The following is a 20,208-nucleotide window of genomic DNA, read 5'->3' on the forward strand; positions in this document are numbered from 1 at the left end:
CGAACGAGGCGTGCGTCGAGAGTGCGATAGACCGGAACCCTAAACAGTCCCGCCGTCGGGGTTTCGGCTATGGCAACGGTATCAGAGCGAATTGGTCTCGACCCCGAACGCCTCTGGGGCCTCGGCGTCGCGGCCATCCTCGTCGCACTCGTCGGCGGGTCGCTCGCGTTCCCTCGCGTCGTCTACGACGGCTTCATCTGGAAGTACTTCTGGGGCCCGGTTCAGGCGGACGCGAACTCGGCGGTCTGTGCGACGCGGGCAACCGGCGTCACGGAGTACCTCGGGAGTTCGTCGGCGTGCGCCGCGGCGGCCCAACCAGTCGCGTTTCCCGGCTACACGCTCGTCTCGGAAGTCGGATACATGGTCACGCTCGTCATCGCCCTCACGGGCGTGGTGTTCCTCCTTCGCCGCCTCGACATCGGCGAGAGACCACGATTCTTCTACGCCCTCATCCCGTTCATGTTCTTCGGCGGCGCGTTCCGCGTCGTCGAGGACGCGAACGACGCACCGGGAATGGTGGACGCACTCATCACCTACCCGTGGAACACACTCGTCATCAGTCCGGTCATCTACGTGACCGTCTTCGCGATTACGCTCGTCGCCGTGGTCGGGAGCGTCTTTGCCGAACGGTCGGGCGTCATCGACGACTACGTGAAACCGCTGTTCGGGGCTGGCATCGCCATCCTCGCAGTCACGTTGGGCTACCTGCTATTCATCGGTATCACGGGGGCGCAGGGCGCGACGTTCTACCCGCAAGTTCTCGTCGTCATCCTCGTCGGTGCGACTGCCGTCGCCGCGGTGACGTGGGTCCTCCTCGAACGATTCGCCCCCGAGGTGAACGCCGGAACCGGTCTCATCGGACTCGTCATCATCTGGGGTCACGCCGTCGACGGCGTCGCGAACGTCGTCGGCCTCGACTGGATGACTGCACTCGGTGCCGGAAACAACCTCATCCCGAAGCACCCGGTGAACAAAGCCGTCGTCGACTTCACCGCCTCGACGCTTCCGGAGTCCATCCTCGCTATCACCGGCGACGCGTGGCCGTTCTTACTCGTGAAACTCGTCGCCGCGACGGCCGTCGTCTGGGTGTTCGACGAACAGATATTCGAGGACAGTCCGCGCTACGCCATCTTGCTCCTCATCGCCGTCCTCGCCGTCGGTCTCGGACCGGGGACGCGTGACATGCTCCGCGCGACGTTCGGCGTCTAAGCACCCAGCGAGACGGTCGCGCTTTTCTCACACCTGCTGGCATCTAGCCCTCCGTAGATTTATATCCAAAACCGCGGCCAGCACGGCTATACTGTGATCGCTGCCGCGTGACGGATAGCGGGTGTCCGACACACCGTCGCGCGAGTTAGGAGGGTGTCGGCTGTCAGCCACGGTTCAGCGAAGAACCGGCCACCTACGGGAACGGGTGGTACTCGCGGTCCAATCGAGGCTCGAAGCCGAGTTCGCGCGGGACGGACTCGGCGCGGTCAGCGAAGAACGGGTCGCTGACGAACAGCGGTTGCGCTTGCGGAACCAGCACGCGAACCGCTTCGAATCCCAGTCGCTCGACGTCTCTCGGCGTCGTTCGAGCGACGTAGGCGTCGAGGCCGGCGTCGGTGACGCGTTCGACGACGGCATCGAGTTCCGCCTCTCCGTCGGGAATCTCGTCTGGCCCGACGGAGTCGGCAGGGATGGTCGCGTCGGGTGTGACGAACGACTCGGCCGCGTCGGGGAAGTCTGCGTACGTCGCAATCGCACCGCCCTGTGTCGCCGCCTGTTCGGGACCCATCGCTCGGAGTTCGGTCCAGTTCTGGAGTGCCTCTGCGAGTGCCGACCGAGCGGCACTGTTGGCGTCGAGGTCCGCGCCAGAACCCATCGCGAACTTCGGCCACTCGTCGTCGCGGTGAACCGCGACGGCGACGACAGGCACGTCGACATCCTGTGTGACCAGCAGTGCCGTCACGTCGAGTGCTTCCGATCGTGCTCGGGCGGCCAAGGTCTGGAACGTCTCGTCGTCCACGTCGAGCCCCAACGGGTCGAACGTCGAGTACCACGCGAGCATCGTCGCGTCGCGTTCGATAGTCTCGTAGAGACCCGAGAGAATCGCTTCGGTCCCGGAGTTCCCCAGCCCCAAGCCGGTCGTAATCGACGGCTTGTGTCGCTCTGTCGGTGGTGGGTAGTGGACGAACTCCGCGGGGAGTGAGACGGTGGCTCCGGTTTCGAGGTGCTCGCCTTCGACCCACTGAATCGGTTCGTTCGGGTCAGGGTCGCGGTACGAGTCGGGGCGGACGAACCGACTCGGCGGCACCGCACCCGGCCGAGAGGTAGCGGGTGCGACGGCGAACTCGCTCGACCGATAGACACCCGCCGAGTAGCGTTCGAGCGCTTCACCGAGTGCCTTCATGTAGGCTTCGTCCCACCCAGCAGCAGCGCCGCCGGCGAGTTCTGCCGCACGGGTATCCGCGTACGCCGTCGTGTCGGCGGTCTGTGCCATGTAGTACGGCAACGGGAACGACTCCCGTTCACCGACCTGCGTGACGATACCGACACGCTCGTCGACGGCCATCTCGGCCCTCGCGAGTGCGTCGTCTAACTCGACGGCGCGAAAGTCGCGCCGGACGGTCCGGTCACGGTCGGTCGACGACGGCGCCGGCAGAAACGACCGCTCCCGACCAGGGACTTCGACGACAGTGCCTGCGATATCGTCGCCGGAGAGGAGCGAGATACCGCGTCGGCCGGCGATTGCACCGGCGAGACGGACCGCCGCCCGGTCGCCGGAGGGTCGCCCACTCGATTCGGTGGTCGACGCGACGCGCGCACGCAGGTCGGTGAATCGGCCACTGTCGTCGTCGAACGCCGAGACGGCGGCGTCGATGTCGGCAATAGCGTGCCCTCCGATACCGCCGATTTCGACCGCAATCCAGCGTCCTGCGGCGTCGTCTGCCACGTCGAATGCCTCGTCACCGACTGCTGACACGACGAATCCGAGGTCGAACCCGTCGAGGGCGTCAGGGGTCGTCTCGGTGACCGATGCGTCGATGTCGGAACAGGCCGCGCGAATCGACTCGGCGGCGGGACCGCTCCCGACGAGTCCGATGTTCATACACGCGACGACGAACGGTGACGCAAAAAAGCGGGGGGTATCGGCGGACGGATGCCGAAGTGGTTAGTCGAGGAGGTCCTGTGCGACCTCGGCGAGGTCGTCTACGTCGGCCTCGGCGAGTTGGTCGTCGCCGAGTTTCAGACGGAGGCGCGGGCGACCAACGTCGATGGGGACCTTCTCGGTGTCGATGAGGCCGAGTTCTTCGAGTTTCGTCTTCGTCCGGGAGAACGTCGCCTTGCTGGCGATACCGACGTCTTCGCCCCACTTGGAGATATCGTAGAGAAGCACTTCGTTCCGCGCGGCGACGAGAAGGGAGATAGTCACTTCGTCGAGGCCGTCGCCGTCACCGCGTGCCGACGAGAGCGACGCGAGCACGGCGTCGAAGTCGGAAAGCGTGTCCTCTCCGATGTCTTCGGAGAGTGTCTCTCGGACGCGGGAGAGCGCTGGGGTGCGGAGTTTGAACTCGGGTGCATCTTCCCAGTGCGTTCGGTGTGCGTCGAGCGCCGTCTCGACGAAGTCTTCGTCGTCGGTGACGAGGCCGGCAACTTTGCCGCCTGCGCCGACGAGTGCGACGACGGAGTTGGGTGTGACGAACAGCGTGTTCTCGACTTCGTCGCGCGCGGTGCGCATCGAGAGTGAACCGTCCACAACGAGGTTGGCGGCGTTGGAGGCGACGATGAAGTCGTCCATCACGTCTTTCAACACACTCTCTTCAGCGACGAGACGAATCTGTGGGAGGTCAGACCCAATCTCGGTGGCGACGGTCACGAGCCCCTCGATTACTTCGGCGGTTGGGTTTGCGACTAAAACCTCGTCCGCCGTCGAGGTGAGGACCGATTCGATGATATCCTCTACCCCCTCAGCGAGTAGATTAGAACGAATAGCCATGGCTTGAATATCGCCAGTAATATATTTAATATTAACGCAAGCCGACCATCAGAACGTATCCGAATTCGAGTTGTACCAACTGTTTTACGGGCGAATTGAGCAACTCGTTTCAGAAATTTTACTGCTGAATGCTCGTGGGAAAACTGGTCTCGTCGACGGTAGACTGCCGTAGTCGAATTAGGCAGGGTTCGGTCGACGACGGAACCGGGTTCGGCGGTGAGACAAGTCAGTATCAGACACTCTCTACGCGTTCGTGCAATTGTCACCTCGTGACACGAAGTGAATATCCACTATCGTGCAACACAACACCGGCAGGCGTAGCCAAAGGGGACACATTTATGCCCTAATTGGGCTGGATACTACACATGGACTACAGCCACGTCCGCGACGTCGACCCCGCTGTGGCAGACGCCCTCGAAGGTGAGGTCGAACGCCAGCGCGACACACTCGCGATGATTGCCTCGGAGAACCACGTCAGTGAAGCGGTCCTCGAAGCACAGGGCAGTGCCCTGACGAACAAGTACGCCGAAGGCTATCCCGGCAAGCGCTACTACGCTGGCTGTGAGTACGCCGACGAGGTAGAGAACCTCGCCATCGAACGCGCCAAAGAACTCTGGGGTGCCGAACACGTCAACGTCCAACCACACTCTGGCACGCAGGCGAACATGGGCGTCTACCTCGCCATGCTCGAACCCGGCGACAAGATTCTCTCGCTCGACTTGACCCACGGCGGCCACCTGAGCCACGGCCACCCTGCGAACTTCACCGGCAAACTCTACGACGTAGAGCAGTACGAAGTCGACGCCGAGACGGGCTACATCGACTACGACCAACTCGCCGAGAAGGCCGCGTCGTTCGAACCAGACATCATCGTCTCCGGCTACTCCGCGTACCCGCGCGCCGTCGAGTGGGAGACGATTCAGGACGTCGCCGACTCCGTGGACGCGTTCCACCTCGCCGACATCGCCCACATCACGGGTCTCGTCGCCGCCGGTGTCCACCCCTCGCCCGTCGGCATCGCCGACTTCGTCACGGGCTCCACGCACAAGACCATCCGCGCCGGCCGCGGCGGCATCATCATGTGCAAAGAGGAGTACGCCTCGAAAATCGACAGCGCCGTCTTCCCCGGCGGCCAGGGCGGCCCCCTCATGCACAACGTCGCCGGCAAAGCCGTCGGCTTCAAAGAGGCGCTCGAACCCGAGTTCGAGGAGTACGCCCAGCAGGTCGTCGACAACGCGAAGGTCCTCTCCGAGACGTTCGAAGAACACGGCCTCAGCGTCGTCTCCGGCGGCACCGACACGCACCTCGTCCTCGTGGACCTGCGTGACTCCCACCCGGACCTCACCGGCGGCGACGCCGAGGACGCACTCGAATCGACGGGTATCGTCCTCAACGCGAACACCGTCCCCGGCGAGACACGCTCCGCGTTCAACCCAAGTGGCATCCGCGCCGGTACACCCGCACTCACGACTCGTGGCTTCGGCGAAGAGGAGATTCGAGAAGTCGGCGAACTCATCGTGAAAGTCGTCGACGACCCCGAGAACGACGACGTCCTCGCCGACGTCTCCGACAGCGTGCAGGAACTCTGCGACGCGCACCCACTGTACGAGTAAGCGCATCCCCTGTTCTGTCTTTTTCTCGTCCCCACGAGTCGTGCGTCTGACCCGACACAGCGACTCGCTTTTTTGTGGACGGCGGTCGTATCTCTCGTCTCCCAATGCGCAGACGTACTCTCCTCGGCACACTCACAGCGTCGCTCGCCGCAGTGGCCGGATGTACGTCGCCGAGTGGAACCCTACCGATGACCGACGAGACCGACAGTGGGGCGACAGCGACGCGGACGGGCGGTGCCGACACTACGGCCCTGCCGGACGAGACGACCGATTCGGATTCGACAGACTCCCCCGCGACCGACGGTGGTCAACCCGAAGCTGGAGACAGCGCTGGCGACAATGACGACCTCGACTTGCGCGAGGCGAACGTGATGGCCGTCTCCTTCGAGCAATCGGGCGGGGACTACCGATTCTCCGTGACCCTTCTCCACGACGACGACGGCGAAGATGGCTACGCGAACTGGTGGGTGGTCGAATCACTCGACGGCACGGAACTCGGCAAACGCGAACTCCTCCACGCGCACGGAACACAGGAGTTCACTCGCTCGGAGACGATTTCGATTCCCGAAGGGACGACGTGCGTCGTCGTCCGCGGGCACGACCAGACCCACGGATACGGCGGGCAAGCGGTGCTCGTGAACCTCGAAACCGGCGCGACGCGTGTGGAGAAACAGGGGCCGGAGCCTCGGTCCTTCGCCGACGCGACGTGCTGAGGGACGGGGAGAAAGTCTTCCCTGAGTAACACTATTACTCGCGGGGTCGTACACCCGGACGACTATGCCACCGATTCGTCGTCTCGTCCTCGACGTACTGAAACCACACGCGCCGTCGACGGTGGAGTTCGCTCGGAAAGTGGCCGCCGCATCCGGCGTCGATGGGGCCAACGCCCTGCTCCTCGAAACCGACCGCGAGGTGCAGAACATCCGAGTCGTCGTCGAAGGCGACTCCATCGACGTGGACGAAGTCGAAGAGAGAATCACGAATCTCGGCGGGACGGTCCACTCCATCGACGAAGTCGTCGCCGGCGACGAGATGGTCGAGTCGCGAGACGTGCCGCAAGACTGGTCACCGCCGTGACCCCGGACCGCGTCGTCGAGCTTCTCCGGCAAGACAGTGTCCGCGCCATCTCTCGGCGGTACCTCGTCTCGAACGGGTTCGACGGGGCGTTGACCTGCATCGGCATCGTCGTCGGTGCATTTCTCACCGGCGTCACGGACGGGCTGACAGTCGTCAAAATCGGCCTCGGTGCCGCCGTCGGCCTCACGACGTCCGGCGTCTGGAGCGTCTGGGAGATAGAACGTGCCGAGAAGTTGGCCGAACTCGAACGCATCGAAGAAGCGATGCTGACCGACCTGCGCGGGACTGTCGTCGAACGCGACAAGACCGCCGCGAGAGCCATCAACTCCGTCGCGAGCGGGCTCGGTCCCCTCATCAGCATCGTCGTTCCGTTGCTCCCGTTCCTCGCCGTCGGGTCGCTCTTCTCGATGTTCACCGCGACGGCCCTCTCCGTCGCACTCGGGACGGCCATCCTGTTCGTCTTCGGGTCCTACATGGGTTCCATCTCCGGCCAGCGGTGGTACGTCGCCGGCGTTCGGATGGCACTCGCGGGCGTGGCCGTGGCCGCGGTGAATCTGTTGTTTGGTGGGTAGGTCCCGGAGAAAATAATCATGTCCGTGCATATTTACTCCGTTTTGAAACGCAGAATAGGCACGATTCCGAATCTTTGAAATGGGCGGGGCACGGTGTCTGAGCCAATGACGACTATCATCGACGGGAACGCCGTCGCCGAGGAGATTCGGTCTGGTCTGACCGACGCCATCGACGCCCTCGAAGACGCCGGCGTGAAACCGGGTCTCGCGACAGTGCTAATGAGCGACGACCCAGCGAGCCAGACGTACGTCTCGATGAAACAACGCGACTGCGAAGAAGTCGGCATCGAGGCGTTCGACTACGAACTCGACCCTGACACCCCCGCAGACGAACTCTACTCGCTCGTCGACGACCTGAACGCAGACGACGACGTCCACGGTATCCTCGTCCAGATGCCCGTCCCCGACCACGTCGACGACCGGACCGTCCTCCGCCGCATCGACCCCGCGAAAGACGTCGACGGGTTCCACCCCGAGAACGTGGGCCGTCTCGTCGCCGGTGACGCGCGCTTCAAACCCTGCACACCCCACGGCGTCCAGAAACTCCTCGCGTCCGTCGACGTGGAGACTGAGGGTGCTGACGTGGTCGTCGTCGGGCGCTCCGACATCGTCGGCAAGCCGATGGCCAACCTGCTCATCCAGAAGGCAGACGACGGCAACGCGACGGTGACGGTCTGTCACTCCCGCACGAAGGACCTCGCCGCGAAGACCCGCGAGGCGGACATCGTCGTCGCCGCCGTGGGCGTCCCCGAACTCATCACGGGCGACATGCTCTCTGAGGACACCGTCGTCATCGACGTGGGCGTCAACCGCGTCGACGCGGACAACGAGAAAGGCTACAAACTCGTCGGTGACGTGGAGTTCGACTCCGCGAAGGAGAAAGCGAGCGCCATCACGCCTGTTCCCGGCGGCGTCGGCCCGATGACGCGCGCGATGCTGCTGTGGAACACGGTCAAAGCGGCCGCAGAAGCCGAAGGCGTCGACGTCGACCTTCCCTGACGCGGAGCGTGTACCACATGGGTTCCCCGCCCGGAATCGACGGCGAGTGGACTATCGACGACGCGGGCGTCGTCCAGCGACGCAATCGCCGTGACCTCGACGCCGACACGTTCGAGCGAATCGCCGCCCGAATCCGTGACGGCCTCGACTGGGGTGTTGCTGGATTCGCCAAGCGCGACGGAGCGGTGCTCCTCGTCCACCAAGACGGTCGCTGGGTGCTCCCCGGTGGTGGCGTCGAACCGGGCGAGACGAAGACGACGGCCCTCGTCCGCGAGATGCGAGAAGAGACCGGACTCGACGCGACGGTCGGCCCACTGCGAGTCGTCACGGAACAGACCTTCACCCACGGGGACGAGCAGGAGACGTTCCACTTCGCCATCTACGACGTCGCCGTCGAGGGCGACCTCACCGACGATCCTGGCCTCGAAGACGAGACGGTGACCGACGTGTCGTGGTTCGAGACGCTCCCAGACGACACGCTCGATAGACCACTCGTTCGATTCTTACGCGACGACTGACGCCACGTTCGGACCGTCGACGCGACCACTCCGCTGTCCCTCGTTCTCTGTCCCGTCTTCGTCCTCTCGTTCTCACTCGTGTGTTGCGATGAGCATCCGTTCGTCCTCCCGCCGGACGCAAAATCTCGTGTCGGCGTCGATATCGAAACTGTGTGCCGGGCGCTCGGAGATGAGCAGTTGGGAGAAGGTGTCGCCGCAGGCCGGACAGGCCACGCCCTTTCGGTTCTCTACGAGCATAGTGTCGCCGTCGTCGCGGAGCAGTTTCACACGGTGCCGAACCTCGTGTACGTCGAACCCGGCGGTCATCGTCGGCGAAGGGTCGCCGGTGGGCAAAAACGTTCGGTGAGCAGGCGATTGGAGGTGACTGAGTGTGCCGGGTGCCGTTTAGAAGAGCGCCGAGAGTTGGTCACGCGCCGATGCGAGTGCGTCCAAGTCGTCGTCGGTGAGGTAGGTGTAGATGTCGCGTGCGACACGAACGAGGGCGTCAGACTCGTCCAGCGGGATATCGCCTTCGAGCGCTTCGACGCGTTTGAGGTGGTTCGAGAGCGTTTCGAGCGTCGTTCGCGCCTCCGGGTCGGGGTGGTCGTCGAGCCACATCGTGAGGTCGGCGTGGTACGCGTCGAGCGCGTTCGCGTAAGCGAGTCCGCGAGCGTCGGTGAGGGACGATGGCACGGCCTGTTTGTCGGGGCGTGCTCCTTCGTCGGCACCGCGGAGCAAGTCGAGGACGTAGAGTTGTTCGTCGTCCGACGGGCGGTTCGACCGTGCGACCACGTCGACGGCGTGGAGCAGTTCGTGGGCGGCGAGCGACGTGTCGTCGAGCGGGAGGAGTTCGCCACCGTGGATGTACCCCGTCTTCCGAATGTACTCACGGAGGTCGGACTTCAGCGCTGGCGCGGCGTCGCGGACCGTGCCGTCGGCGACGGCGGCCCGATGTGCAGAGAGGTCGAGAACAGCCTGCGCGGCAGTGTGGCGTTCCCTGTCGCCGACGCCGACGCTTCGGAGGCTTCCGCAGTACGGACACGACACACTCCCGGTTTCGTAGTACGACCACTGACGGTCACAGTCTTTGCACTCACGCTCGCCGCGTATCTCCATGTCCCGGTGTTCGTTCCGCCGCCGCAAAAGCACGACGACACTCAGATGAAGAGCGCCGTCGCGGCGATGGCCACCCCAAGGACGGCACACGCGACTCCGACCAGACGCCAGAGACATCGGCTGCGACTATCGAGCGCCGACTCTGGGTGGGAGACGTCGCGGAAGTCACAGAACGGGGATGGGTCGTAGGCGACGAGGACGCCGACAGTTCCGAGGAAGCTTCCGAGGGAGACGAGCAGGATGGGGACCATATTCGGGACATCAAATCGAGCACACATAATAGTTAGACAATTTACACGAACGGTGAATGAGCCAATAATAGTTGTTTAGATTACACGAATGCCGTGTGTACATACGTCCGGGGGACCAGGGTCGATACATGCGCAGTGAATCGGAAGTCCGCGAGCAGTACGAGTTTCTGAAAGACGAACTCGAATCCGAAGAGATGCGGCACGAAGGCGTTCGGAAACTCCTTACACACTACAAACGGGCGCTCGGCTGGGTGCTCGAAGAAGAGCACATGTGAGTGCGAGAGACAATTCTATCCGTATCGTCTCGGTATCGTATACGTATCGTTCTGTTGTCAGTGATTGTCACTCGTCGTTATCTTTAAGTGAAACCGAACGGTAGCCGATAGTGACGCTTCGCTTTGGAGGGCCGAAGCGTCAGCGGGGACCAATTCAGGGCGGCACGCCGTGCCGGAGATTTCCGGCACGGCCTGCTTTCCTTCTGCTGAAACTCACCACGAGAGAGTCGCGACGCTGTCTTCTCGTCCCGGTTCAGACATAGAATCAGACTCCTGTCAGTACCAGCCGTGAGTGCCGTCTCACTCTCCCAACCGTGACACAGCATACCATTTAGCACGCAAGAGTCATCCAGATGTGGACATATCCGGTTCCCGAAACCGAACATCTTCTCGATTGGTAAATCGAACAACACAAAATAGATGCGCATATTCTGGTGTGTAGGGCCGTACGAACTGAGAATCATCGGTCGAGGCCGACATGTTTATTTGAATTAGACAATAACATACAGTTCGAATTTACCGATGTACGACCTGACAGGATTCCAGCGAGACCTTCTGTACGTCATCGCAGGACTGGACGAGCCACACGGATTGGCGATCAAAGAGGAACTCGAAGCGTACTACGAGAAAGAGATTCACCACGGCCGACTCTATCCGAACCTCGATACGCTCGTCGAGAAGGGTCTCGTAGACAAGGGGCAACGAGACCGTCGGACCAACTACTACTCGCTGACGCGACGTGGCCGCCGCGAAATCAAGGCGCGCGACGAGTGGGAAGCAGAGTACATCACCGAAGATTTCGAAGCCTGAGCTGGGTTATCCGTCGAGGCTCGCGTCTGAGGGTGACCGCGAGTCTCGACCCGAGAGGTCACTCTCTCGTTCCGACAGTTCCGTCGCGATGTCGAAGTCGTCCTCGGGCCCTTCTTCTCCGTTCACAGCACTTTCCGCGTCTGCAGCAGCGACTGCGCTGTCTATCGGGTCCTCGTCGACGAGGTACGCTGGGTCGACCGTATAGGGACGAATCGGCTTGCCGGCCAGTAACTCCGGGAGGACGAGGCGTGCGAAGTTCACGAGCAACACGAGAATCATCGGCATGAGGAAGATGCCGTACCACCCGAACATCAGCGGGCCGAAGGTGTAGGCTATCATGACGGCCCCGACGTGGAGACTCCGGCCGGAGACGTACGGCCTGAGGACGAGGTCCGGAATCGTATCGACGATGACGAACGAGACGGCCGCGAAGAGGAAGACGAACCACAGGCCCGGTGGGTTCGCGATGAAGGCCTCTCCACCCATGTATATCGCGACTGGAACGTAGACGAGTTTCATCCCGACTACGGGGATGAGACTCGCGACACCGGCGAGCAACCCGACGAGCGCCGGTGCAGGAATCGAGACGCCGGGAGGTGCGATGACGTTCAAGAGTGAGTAGGCGATGACGCCGATAGTGCCGGTGAGAACCGCGTTGAGGATGTTTCCGAAGAAGATGTTGTTGAAGTCTCGGTCGACGGCACGGACGTACGCCTCCAAGATTCCCTGGTCGTCGGCGAACATCGACCGCCCCCAGCGACTGAGTTTGTGGTCGTCGCGGAGGAGATAGAAGGCGAACGCGATCATGATAAACAGGTGAATCGCGCCGATACCGAGGAACGTGAACGTGTTCGCGGCCACGCTGAGCGAATCGAACACAGACGACGCAGCACTCGGGGTGAGGAGTGACTCGAGGTCGTACTCCAAGAGCGCCTGCGGACTAGCGATGCTTTCGACGAGTTTCGGGTCGATACCGTACGCGGCAAGGTTGATAGACGCACCGTCCGCCGAGACCCGGTTGGCGTACTTTACGAACTCACGGAGGGCAATCGTCGAGGCGTAGAGCATCAAGCCGAGTGCGGGCAGTGCGAGGGCGAAGAGCGCCACCGTCGCCGCGAGACTCGGCGGCCGAATCCGTCGCCGGATGCGGCGATAGATTGGGCGCGTCGCGTAGTAGATGAAGAGACCGAAGACGAACGTCCCGATAAACGAGTAGACGATGTAGACGAACGCGCCGGCGAGGGCAAACGCGACGGCCCACCACATAGCACGGGAACGCTGAATGTCACGGAGAGCCATACGTAACAACGGAGTGGGAAGCGGCAAAAGCCTATCGCGGGTTCGACAGGTCTGGACACCAGTCCGTCACGTTTGCCTGTCGTGTACGGGAGACTGAACATCGTAATCGGCAGACTCCGGTGAGTTACCGCCGATATTGCACCATTGATAACGAATATCTTAACACATGGGTCTCCGTAGCGCCCCGCATGGACCGAGAGACGGTGGTTCCCCACGTCGATTCGATGCCCGGCGAACGGGCCAACGAGTGGGTCTCGTACCACCAGGAACACGCCGCACCGAGTACCTACGTCTACGACTTCGTCTGGGACATCACCGAAGACGCCGAAGGGCCGTTCTGTACCGACGTCGACGGCAACGTCCTCCTCGACTTCACGAGTCACGTCGCCGCCGCCCCCCTCGGCTACAACAACCCGAAAATCATGGACCGGATGGCCGAGTTCGACCTGGTCGACCCGACCAAGATAGCCGGGCAGGACTTCTACGTGAGTGACGGGTCGGCACCCGGCGAGGAACGGTTCCCGGGCCCCGCCGCGCTCATGGACAAACTGACCGACCTCACGAGTCACTACGGGATGGACACGGTCTTCCTCTCGAACTCTGGCGCAGAGGCCGTCGAGAACGCCATCAAAATCTGCTACGACAACTCCGGTGGCGGCAAGTACGGCATCACCTTCGAGGGTGCGTTCCACGGCCGAACGCTCGGCGCACTCTCACTCAACCGTTCGAAGTCAGTCTACCGACGGGACTACCCCGAAATTTCGGGCGTCGTCGACGTGCCGTTCTGTGACGACCGGTCGTGTACCGCAGAGACGTGTTCGTGCGGGTTCTTCGCCGACCACGAGTTAGCCGTCTCGAAACTCCGGCAGAAACTCCACCCCGAGAAGGGGAGCATCGACGCCTCAGAAGTCTCCTACGTCATCGTCGAACCGATTCAAGGCGAAGGTGGCTATCGCTTCCCCTCGGACGACTTCGCCGACGAACTCGCGTCCGTCGTCGAGGACTACGACCTGACGCTCATCGCCGACGAGATTCAGACCGGCGTGGGCCGAACCGGCGAGATGTGGGGTTCGGACCACTACCCGATGGAACCCGACGTCATCACGGGTGCGAAAGGACTCCGCGTCGGTGCGACTATCTCCAAAGCAGATATCTTCCCCGACGAGAAGAGTCGCCTCTCTTCGACGTGGGGTGCCGGCGACATCGTCTCCTCCATGCAGGGCGTGTTCACGCTCGAAGCTATCGAGGACTACGACTTGCTCGACAACGCCGTCACTCGCGGCCGGCAGTTCAAAGAGACGATGCGCGACGACGCTCCCGACACCGTCGTCGACGTGCGCGGGAAGGGCCTCCTCCTCGCGGTCGAGTTCGACACCAAAGAGCGCCGCAACGCCGTGCAGGAAGCGGCACTCAAGCGCGGCCTGCTGACCCTCTCGTGCGGCTACAAGGTGCTTCGTATCCTCCCGCCACTCGACGTGACCGAGCGCGAAGTCGACATCGGCGCCAACATGCTCCTCGACGCTATCGAGGACGTGTCGTAAGCCGTCTGTCTCTCTTTACTCGCCCGTCTCGACTGTCAATAGCGGGTCGATTATCTCGCCGAGGTTGCGCATCATCCCCGCCCCGAGGAGGTAATACACCGACGCCTCGACGCGTTCTCGCCACGCCGGTTGGTCATCGAACCGGGTCGTGAGGCCCACGTCGCCACCGCGGATTCGTGATGCTGCCTCGCTCGCGACGACGCCCGCGAAGTTCGAGTCGTACTCGTCTCGCGTCGCTCGAAACTCGTCCATCGCCTGCCGCTTCGCCAGAAACGTGTGCCCCGAGTCGTAGTCGGTGTCACTCGGGTCGACGTCGAGTTCGTCGAGAACGAAGTCGTGGGCCTGTCGCGCGAGGAGGGCCTGACCGGTCTTCACGACGCGAAGGACCGTCAGGTCGCGGCGGAAGTCTTCGCCGAAGAATCTGAAGTCGTTGTCGAAACACAGCGTGAACAACTCCCAGCGGGCGGCCCCGTACGGCGTGGACTGGTCCAATTCGAGTTCTCCGTCGAGTTTCGTCCGCATCTCGTCACGAGTCGGATAGCGGTCGACCTCTGCGAGGAGACCGAGTAGCGCGTCCTCCAGTCGCTCTCGATGTGACCGTGGGTCGGTCCCGAGACCTGAACGATACTGCTCGCGGTAGTGGCGAGCGTTTTCGATTCGTTGCTCCGCTTGCAACTGCGACCCCCACGTATTCGCGAGTCCGTGCGGTGAGAAGTCGTCTACCGAGTCGGGGTCGCCGCCGGTGTACGTTCCGCTCCAGTTCGAGCTTACACGGGCAAAGGATACCTCGCGTTCGATTGCGTACAGATATCCGAGGTCGCGGCCGCCGTCGGCGACACGGTACTCCGAGATGGAGTCGGCCACGTCGTCCGTCGCCTGTCGCAGTTCACGGCCACGTTCGAGACGTCCGTCTGGGTTCTCTTCACCGAGTGCAATCTTCGCGTAGCCGACGGCTTCACCGGCGAACAGCATCCCGTAGGTGGCTGAGAAGAGACGGTCACGGGCATTTTGCGCTTCTTTGGCGGATTCGAGGTGGCCGCCCGCCGGCGACCCGCGGAGGTGGAATTCCAGATCTTCGTCGACCGAATCGAGGTCGATTCGTGACCGAAGTGCCTTCGCACGTCCCACCGTGTCTTCGAGTCGCTGCACCGCTTCGTCGGCATGTTCGACGCTCACTGGTGGCCGCCAGACGTAGTTACTCGACGGGTCGGGGTACAGCGTCGTCAGGGTGTCTGTGATGGGGTCGGGCAACCACTCGGGGGCGAACCAGCCGATGCCAGCGAGGACGCCACCGCCACCGAGTAATCCGAGCAGTTGTCTGCGAGAGAGAGAAGACCGGTCGTCGTCTGGGTGGGAGGAGGGGCGTTGCTCGTCGGGGGACATACGAACGAACTCGAAACCGGCCGAAGTAAACGTGTTGGCTCGACGTTAGGTCAGCCGAGGAGCACCGCTTACGTCCAGCGGTCCAGTCCCGTCTGCGTCACCGACTCTTCGATACGTTCGAACCCGCGGCGGACTTCGTCGGCGTCGACGTCCCACGTCTCGGTGACGAACTCGCGGGCGGCGGCCACGTCCGGGTCGATGTCCGTGTCGTAGTCGTAGTCGTCGGTGACCGGCGGGTCGAGGAAGAACTCGCGCACGCGGTCCGCGTTGGGAATCGTCTCGCCACGCGTTTCGAGAACTGTCCACAGGTCGCCGTGTTGCTTGACCTCCTTCACGGCCGTCTTCGGACCGACGCCCGTGATTCCCTCGTTGAAGTCGGTGCCACAGAGCATCGCGATGTCGACCAGTTGCTCGTAGGAGATGTCGTGTTTTTCGAGGGTTCCGTCGAGGTCCATCAGTTCCGGGTTTCCCTTGCTCGTGAGTTGCCGGAGCGTGTACGGTGCGCCGAACAGGAGTGTGTCGTAGTCCTCACTCCCGACGTAGTCGGCGTCGCCCTTCCGGGCCATGTAGGACGCCTGTGCCTCGCCCTCGGCGGGTGCTTCGACCACCGGCACGTCGAGGAGACGGAGGAGTTCCCGACTCGTGTCCTGAATCGTCTGCGTGAGTCGTTGCGTGCGTGCTTCCATCCGTGCGGCCTCGACGGCGTCGCCAGCCTCACGCGCTTCTTCGAGACGTTCTTCGGCCTTCTCTCGTTGTTCGCGTCGTTTCGCCACCTCGTCGTCTTTCATCTCCGTGACGCCGCCGTCGAAGACGAACACGGGCGTCAGGTCGTGTTCGAAGAACTTGGGGAGGCCCTGGACGATGCCGACGAGGTTGGCGACTTCTTCACCCTCGCTCGTCGTGTACTTCTCCGAACTCGTCCACTTGACCGTCGTCGTGAGGTAGCGATACAGCCAATTGTGCGCGTCCACGGCGACGACGCTCCCGGCCACCTCGTCGAACGAGATGTCGGAGAGTGCCGCGAGTGTCCGCAAGTCTGCGTTTCCCATTTGGCGGCAGTTCGCGGGGCGAGGGTTTCAATGGTGCGAGTGTGTGCGCGACGTGGACGGGACGGTTCGAGGGTCACTGTCCGTCCATCGCAGGCGGGTCTGCTCCCTCACGTGCCGCCAGAAACGACCGCTCTCGCTCACCGAGGTCACGGTCCCGGTAGCAGTCCAATCCCGACTGATACGTCTCTCGCGAGACTGTGGCGGGTTCTGCGGCCGGACGCTCTAAGACCAGTTCGGCCATCCCCGTCTCGCGGCCGGTGAACTCGAACCCCGCTTTGTGGCACGCCTCGTAGGCGAACGGATTGTTGGTGGCGATACGAACCGTCTCGTAGCCTCGTGCGGCGGCGGCGTCGGCAGTACGTCGGAGGAGTTCGGGGCCGAGACCCTCGCCTCGCCGGTCGTTTCTGACGGTGACGTACCTGAACCACAGCGTCGTCGGGTCGGTCTGGTCTTCGTTGAACGCGACTGCCGCGACGACGTCTTCGGCGAGTGCCGGGAGCGACTCCGGCCCGCCTGTCGGTGGGGGTCGTTCGTCGTCCAGCGGTGGCAACGGTGCATCGTCACGAAGGACCGTTTTCCCCGTCTTCGCCGTGACGAACTTCCCGGCGTAGGAGAACCGCCGGTAGTCGAGACGGAGTCGCGGGCCGTCCTCCGGCCACCCGAGGAGGGCGAATTCCATACGTGAACGAGTGTCTTCGTCGCGGAAGAACCTTCCCCGGTGAGTGCATCGAACAGACCATGCACGGCGTCGGCGACGTACGCTTTTTCGACAGAATCGCACCGCTCTACGACCTCGTCATGCCGTCGGCCGAGGCGGAGACGCTCAACGCTGCCCTCGCCCGCGCCGACAACCCGGTCGAACGCGTCGTCGACATCGGTGGTGGGTCCGGTCGGGCGACACTGGCGCTCGACGCGCCCGAACGAATCGTCCTCGACAGGTCTGTCGGGATGCTCGGCCGAGCACAGAACCGCGGCCTCGACTGTGTGCGCGGAGACGCCCGCTCTCTCCCCTTCGACGACGACTCGGTCGATGCGGTGACCGTCGTCGACGCCTTCCACCACATGCCGAATCAGCAAGCCGTCGCCGAGGAAGTCTATCGAGTCCTCGCGCCCGGTGGCGTCTTCGCCATCAGCGAGTTCGACCCGGAGACACTCCTCGGGAAAGGACTGGTCGTCGCCGAGCGAGTCGTCGGGTTCGGGTCGTCGTTCGCCGCACCGCGCGAACTCGCTCGATTTCTCGAGCGAGTCGGATTCGAGGTGTCACTACTCGATACGGGGTTCGAGTACACGATGGTCGCGAAAAAACGGGAGAGCCATTAGGGGGGCCACGAATTCACGCGTATGGCAACCTCGACGTCCTTCCTTGAGGAGCGACTCGATGCCGGGGCGTTGCCGCTCGCCGTGGGCGACATCCTCGTCATCTTCCTCCTCGTGACCGTCGGCGTGGTTCAGCACAATGGCGTGTCGTACCTCTCGGCCAACCCGGTCGGATGGGTACTCACCGCCGTTCCGTTCATCATCGCGTGGGCACTCGTCGCACCGCTCTTAGGCGCGTACTCTCCCGGTGCCGCCGAGTCGGCGAAGTCGGCCGTTCCGCTCGCCATCCGGTCGTGGCTCGTCGCCGCGATTCTCGGGGCCGTGATTCGGTGGACGCCGCTGTTCGAAGGCGGCGCAGAACCCGTGTTCATCGCCGTCATGCTCGTCCTCGGGTCGCTCGCGCTGGGCGTGTGGCGAACCGTGTACTTCCGTATCGTCTGAAAACGAATCTTTCGACTGCCCACCTCGCCGTCTCAGGCGGGGGCGGGCCGCTTTCGCAACAACGTCACACCGAGGAGCGACGCGACTGCTGCGAACCCGGCGAGGACGAAGAAGAGCGTCGTCGGCGTGGCGACGGTGAGGACGAACCCCGCGATTGCACCGCCGAGTGCGCCCACACCGAACACACCGAGATAGGTGAATCCGTAGGAGAGGCCCCGTAGGCCGGCGGGCGTATACTCGGCGACTGTCGCCTGGTAGAACGGTTGGACCATGAAGAGGAAGAAACCCAGGAGGGCGCAGATGGCCAGAAGTGGGACGATGCCGAGACTCGCGACGGGGAGGAACGCGAGTGCGACGACGGCCAGTGCGGCGAACCCGACGACGATACCGCGTTCGGTTCGGATTCTGTCGGTGAGTTTGCCGCCCACGTACTGCCCGAGGACACCGATGGTGAGGAGGCCAGCGTAGACGTACAGTTCGACTTCGAGCGTGGGTGCGGCGGCGGCAGACCCTGGGAGTAAGGAGGCAGGAAGCAGCGCAGCGATTGGAATCGGTTCGATACCGATGACGTTGCCGATGAGGTCGGGAAGGAACGTCGTGACCCCCCGGTAGTACAGACCGGAGAACATCACGACGGCGAAGACGAGTGCGAACCCGCCTGCGAAGAGGGCTTTCGACTCTGTGACGAACTCACTGAACGACGAGACGCCCGTAGAGGATTTGTCGTCACCGCTACCTCCACTCCCGTCTGCTGCGGCGACGGCGGCCTGTTCTTCGAAGTCAGCACGCGTCGCGAACACCGCCGCGGCGAGCGCTGGGATGGCGAGGACGCCGGCGACGACGTGCCAGTCGAAGAAGAGCAACAGGAGTGCCGTCAGGAACGGTCCGAATCCGATACCGAGGTTGCCCGCGATACCGTGGTACGCGAATCCCGTGCCGCGTTCTTCGACACCTGTGCTGATGAGACGGAGGCCGGCCGGGTGGTAGACGCTCGCTGCTGCCCCCCAGAGGACGAGTGCGAGGGCGACGACGACGAGGTTCGGTGCTGCTGCGAGGAGGAAGAACGACCCGGACATTCCAGCGAGACACCCGACGATGAGGCGTTTCGAACCCACACGGTCGACGAGAATTCCACCGGGGAGGGCACCTAACCCGAACAACGCGAATCCGAGGCCGGTCATCACGCCCAGCGACGCCGCCGTCACGGGAATCGCCGAGAGACCGAGGTCGATGATGGCGTACTCGCGAAGCCAGATGGCCACGAAGATGGGGATAGACAGTTCGTAGGTGTGGACCATCCCGTGTGCGAGCATCACCAGTGCGACGATTGCGCGGTCGTTACGGTTCACGTGCGCTGGCAGGAGTCCAACACGGTTAACCGTGTGGAGTCGCGGCAGTTCCCGCGCGCACAGAAAGTTGTGTGTGCTCTGTTCAACACAGCACACGACCGACAATCTTGGCGTTCTGAAATTCTTAATCGTCGAATAGGTCTATGCCGTCTGGCGATTATTCTTCTATAACTTATGAGAATGTATTCTCGAAGCCACGAAGAGAATATCAGTCATCTATGGGAAAGAACTATACCAGTTACACACGTATAATAATATATATTATGACCGGATATTACGACTACATTCTTGGGCTCATCCCGCTCGCACTCATCGGAATTACTGGCACCCTCGTCTTCGCAGGGTTGCAGTTAACCACAGCAGTTCCGATGGCTGCAGGTGTGTCCGCGCTCCTCACCGGCCACGCCCTCTTCGTGAACGGCCCATCGACGCCCGCTCCAGTTCACCGACAGGTTCGCAACTCCGGTCCCTCAGACGCAGCACCGGCCCCCTCCGTTCTCGACGCAGACTAACCACGCTCGCTGCACCGACCGACCGCCGGTTCGGCCCGCAGGGTTTTGACCGAAGGTCACGTCTCGCTATACATGACAGAGACATTGTTCCTCACGAGCGACGACGTGGGCGGGTTGGCGACGCCCGC

23 protein-coding genes are annotated in these 20,208 nt (G+C 62.9%); 13 read left to right on the forward strand and 10 right to left on the reverse strand.

Features of this window, described 5'->3' with window-relative positions:
- The first annotated feature begins 69 nt into the window (after positions 1-69).
- Entirely contained in the window at positions 70-1,209 is a 1,140-nt protein-coding gene (locus AUR66_RS09465) for a DUF63 family protein (RefSeq protein WP_058572193.1), read from the forward strand.
- 193 nt (positions 1,210-1,402) lie between these two features.
- Here the strand turns inward: AUR66_RS09465 and AUR66_RS09470 are convergent, their stop codons facing one another.
- Positions 1,403-3,091 (reverse strand): YcaO-like family protein, encoded by a 1,689-nt coding sequence (locus AUR66_RS09470; RefSeq protein WP_058572194.1) that lies wholly within the window; start codon positions 3,089-3,091, stop codon positions 1,403-1,405.
- A gap of 63 nt (positions 3,092-3,154) precedes the next feature.
- Positions 3,155-3,979 carry a transcriptional regulator TbsP gene (gene tbsP, locus AUR66_RS09475; RefSeq protein ID WP_058572195.1) on the reverse strand — a complete coding sequence of 275 codons (825 nt, stop codon included), beginning with the start codon at positions 3,977-3,979 and terminating at the stop codon, positions 3,155-3,157.
- 365 nt (positions 3,980-4,344) lie between these two features.
- Here tbsP and glyA point away from each other — a divergent pair, with 365 nt between their 5' ends.
- From glyA to AUR66_RS09505, 6 genes are all read left to right on the forward strand, one after another.
- Positions 4,345-5,592 (forward strand): serine hydroxymethyltransferase, encoded by a 1,248-nt coding sequence (gene glyA, locus AUR66_RS09480; RefSeq protein WP_058572196.1) that lies wholly within the window; start codon positions 4,345-4,347, stop codon positions 5,590-5,592.
- Between the two features lie 104 nt (positions 5,593-5,696).
- A complete protein-coding gene (locus tag AUR66_RS09485; RefSeq protein ID WP_058572197.1) occupies positions 5,697-6,305 on the forward strand; it encodes a hypothetical protein in 609 nt (202 codons plus the stop codon).
- Between the two features lie 64 nt (positions 6,306-6,369).
- Complete coding sequence (locus AUR66_RS09490) at positions 6,370-6,669, forward strand: DUF211 domain-containing protein (protein WP_058572198.1); 300 nt, start codon at positions 6,370-6,372, stop codon at positions 6,667-6,669.
- Complete coding sequence (locus AUR66_RS09495) at positions 6,666-7,241, forward strand: VIT1/CCC1 transporter family protein (protein WP_058572199.1); 576 nt, start codon at positions 6,666-6,668, stop codon at positions 7,239-7,241. Before AUR66_RS09490 ends, AUR66_RS09495 begins: the two co-directional genes overlap by 4 nt.
- Before the next feature lie 105 nt (positions 7,242-7,346).
- Positions 7,347-8,240: a bifunctional methylenetetrahydrofolate dehydrogenase/methenyltetrahydrofolate cyclohydrolase FolD gene (gene folD / locus AUR66_RS09500; RefSeq protein WP_058572200.1), complete on the forward strand. Its 894-nt coding sequence runs from the start codon at positions 7,347-7,349 to the stop codon at positions 8,238-8,240.
- Between the two features lie 17 nt (positions 8,241-8,257).
- Complete coding sequence (locus AUR66_RS09505) at positions 8,258-8,758, forward strand: NUDIX domain-containing protein (RefSeq protein WP_058572201.1); 501 nt, start codon at positions 8,258-8,260, stop codon at positions 8,756-8,758.
- Between the two features lie 72 nt (positions 8,759-8,830).
- On the opposite strand, the gene AUR66_RS09510 is transcribed toward AUR66_RS09505, so the two are convergent.
- The 3 genes from AUR66_RS09510 to AUR66_RS09520 form a co-directional block, all read right to left on the reverse strand.
- Positions 8,831-9,064 carry a DUF7385 family protein gene (locus tag AUR66_RS09510; protein WP_058572202.1) on the reverse strand — a complete coding sequence of 78 codons (234 nt, stop codon included), beginning with the start codon at positions 9,062-9,064 and terminating at the stop codon, positions 8,831-8,833.
- Between the two features lie 78 nt (positions 9,065-9,142).
- On the reverse strand, positions 9,143-9,853 hold the full coding sequence (locus AUR66_RS09515) for a DUF7117 family protein (protein ID WP_058572203.1): 711 nt from the start codon (positions 9,851-9,853) through the stop codon (positions 9,143-9,145).
- A 41-nt stretch (positions 9,854-9,894) separates the two neighbouring features.
- Entirely contained in the window at positions 9,895-10,104 is a 210-nt protein-coding gene (locus tag AUR66_RS09520) for a hypothetical protein (protein WP_058572204.1), read from the reverse strand.
- A gap of 128 nt (positions 10,105-10,232) precedes the next feature.
- Here AUR66_RS09520 and AUR66_RS21890 point away from each other — a divergent pair, with 128 nt between their 5' ends.
- Together AUR66_RS21890 and AUR66_RS09525 are read left to right on the forward strand one after the other, a co-directional pair.
- On the forward strand, positions 10,233-10,379 hold the full coding sequence (locus AUR66_RS21890; protein ID WP_191965851.1) for a hypothetical protein: 147 nt from the start codon (positions 10,233-10,235) through the stop codon (positions 10,377-10,379).
- A 522-nt stretch (positions 10,380-10,901) separates the two neighbouring features.
- Positions 10,902-11,189 carry a helix-turn-helix transcriptional regulator gene (locus tag AUR66_RS09525; protein ID WP_058572205.1) on the forward strand — a complete coding sequence of 96 codons (288 nt, stop codon included), beginning with the start codon at positions 10,902-10,904 and terminating at the stop codon, positions 11,187-11,189.
- A 6-nt stretch (positions 11,190-11,195) separates the two neighbouring features.
- On the opposite strand, the gene AUR66_RS09530 is transcribed toward AUR66_RS09525, so the two are convergent.
- Positions 11,196-12,455, reverse strand: a complete 1,260-nt coding sequence (locus tag AUR66_RS09530; protein ID WP_058572206.1) for an AI-2E family transporter — start codon at positions 12,453-12,455, stop codon at positions 11,196-11,198.
- 221 nt (positions 12,456-12,676) lie between these two features.
- Between AUR66_RS09530 and AUR66_RS09535 the strand changes: the two genes are divergently transcribed.
- Positions 12,677-14,029, forward strand: a complete 1,353-nt coding sequence (locus AUR66_RS09535) for an aminotransferase class III-fold pyridoxal phosphate-dependent enzyme (protein ID WP_058572207.1) — start codon at positions 12,677-12,679, stop codon at positions 14,027-14,029.
- Between the two features lie 15 nt (positions 14,030-14,044).
- On the opposite strand, the gene AUR66_RS09540 is transcribed toward AUR66_RS09535, so the two are convergent.
- The 3 genes from AUR66_RS09540 to AUR66_RS09550 all read right to left on the reverse strand — a co-directional run bounded on the left by AUR66_RS09540 (position 14,045) and on the right by AUR66_RS09550 (position 17,140).
- Positions 14,045-15,412, reverse strand: coding sequence for a hypothetical protein (locus AUR66_RS09540; protein WP_058572208.1), 1,368 nt, complete (start codon positions 15,410-15,412; stop codon positions 14,045-14,047).
- Between the two features lie 68 nt (positions 15,413-15,480).
- Complete coding sequence (gene fen / locus AUR66_RS09545; RefSeq protein ID WP_058572209.1) at positions 15,481-16,461, reverse strand: flap endonuclease-1; 981 nt, start codon at positions 16,459-16,461, stop codon at positions 15,481-15,483.
- A 73-nt stretch (positions 16,462-16,534) separates the two neighbouring features.
- Positions 16,535-17,140 carry a GNAT family N-acetyltransferase gene (locus AUR66_RS09550; protein ID WP_058572210.1) on the reverse strand — a complete coding sequence of 202 codons (606 nt, stop codon included), beginning with the start codon at positions 17,138-17,140 and terminating at the stop codon, positions 16,535-16,537.
- 59 nt (positions 17,141-17,199) lie between these two features.
- On the opposite strand from AUR66_RS09550, the gene AUR66_RS09555 reads away from it, so the two are divergent.
- The gene (locus AUR66_RS09555) at positions 17,200-17,781 is read left to right on the forward strand and encodes a class I SAM-dependent methyltransferase (RefSeq protein WP_058572214.1); all 582 of its coding nucleotides are present in this window, start codon (positions 17,200-17,202) and stop codon (positions 17,779-17,781) included.
- A 21-nt stretch (positions 17,782-17,802) separates the two neighbouring features.
- Positions 17,803-18,219 (forward strand): DUF3054 domain-containing protein, encoded by a 417-nt coding sequence (locus AUR66_RS09560; RefSeq protein WP_058572211.1) that lies wholly within the window; start codon positions 17,803-17,805, stop codon positions 18,217-18,219.
- A gap of 32 nt (positions 18,220-18,251) precedes the next feature.
- On the opposite strand, the gene AUR66_RS09565 is transcribed toward AUR66_RS09560, so the two are convergent.
- Positions 18,252-19,532, reverse strand: coding sequence for an MFS transporter (locus AUR66_RS09565; protein ID WP_082682163.1), 1,281 nt, complete (start codon positions 19,530-19,532; stop codon positions 18,252-18,254).
- Positions 19,533-19,831: 299 nt separating this feature from the next.
- Here AUR66_RS09565 and AUR66_RS09570 point away from each other — a divergent pair, with 299 nt between their 5' ends.
- Positions 19,832-20,080, forward strand: a complete 249-nt coding sequence (locus tag AUR66_RS09570; RefSeq protein WP_058572213.1) for a hypothetical protein — start codon at positions 19,832-19,834, stop codon at positions 20,078-20,080.
- Positions 20,081-20,208 lie beyond the last annotated feature (128 nt).

Origin of the sequence: Haloferax profundi (genome assembly GCF_001469865.1) — an archaeon.
Taxonomy (GTDB): Archaea; Halobacteriota; Halobacteria; order Halobacteriales; family Haloferacaceae; genus Haloferax; species Haloferax profundi.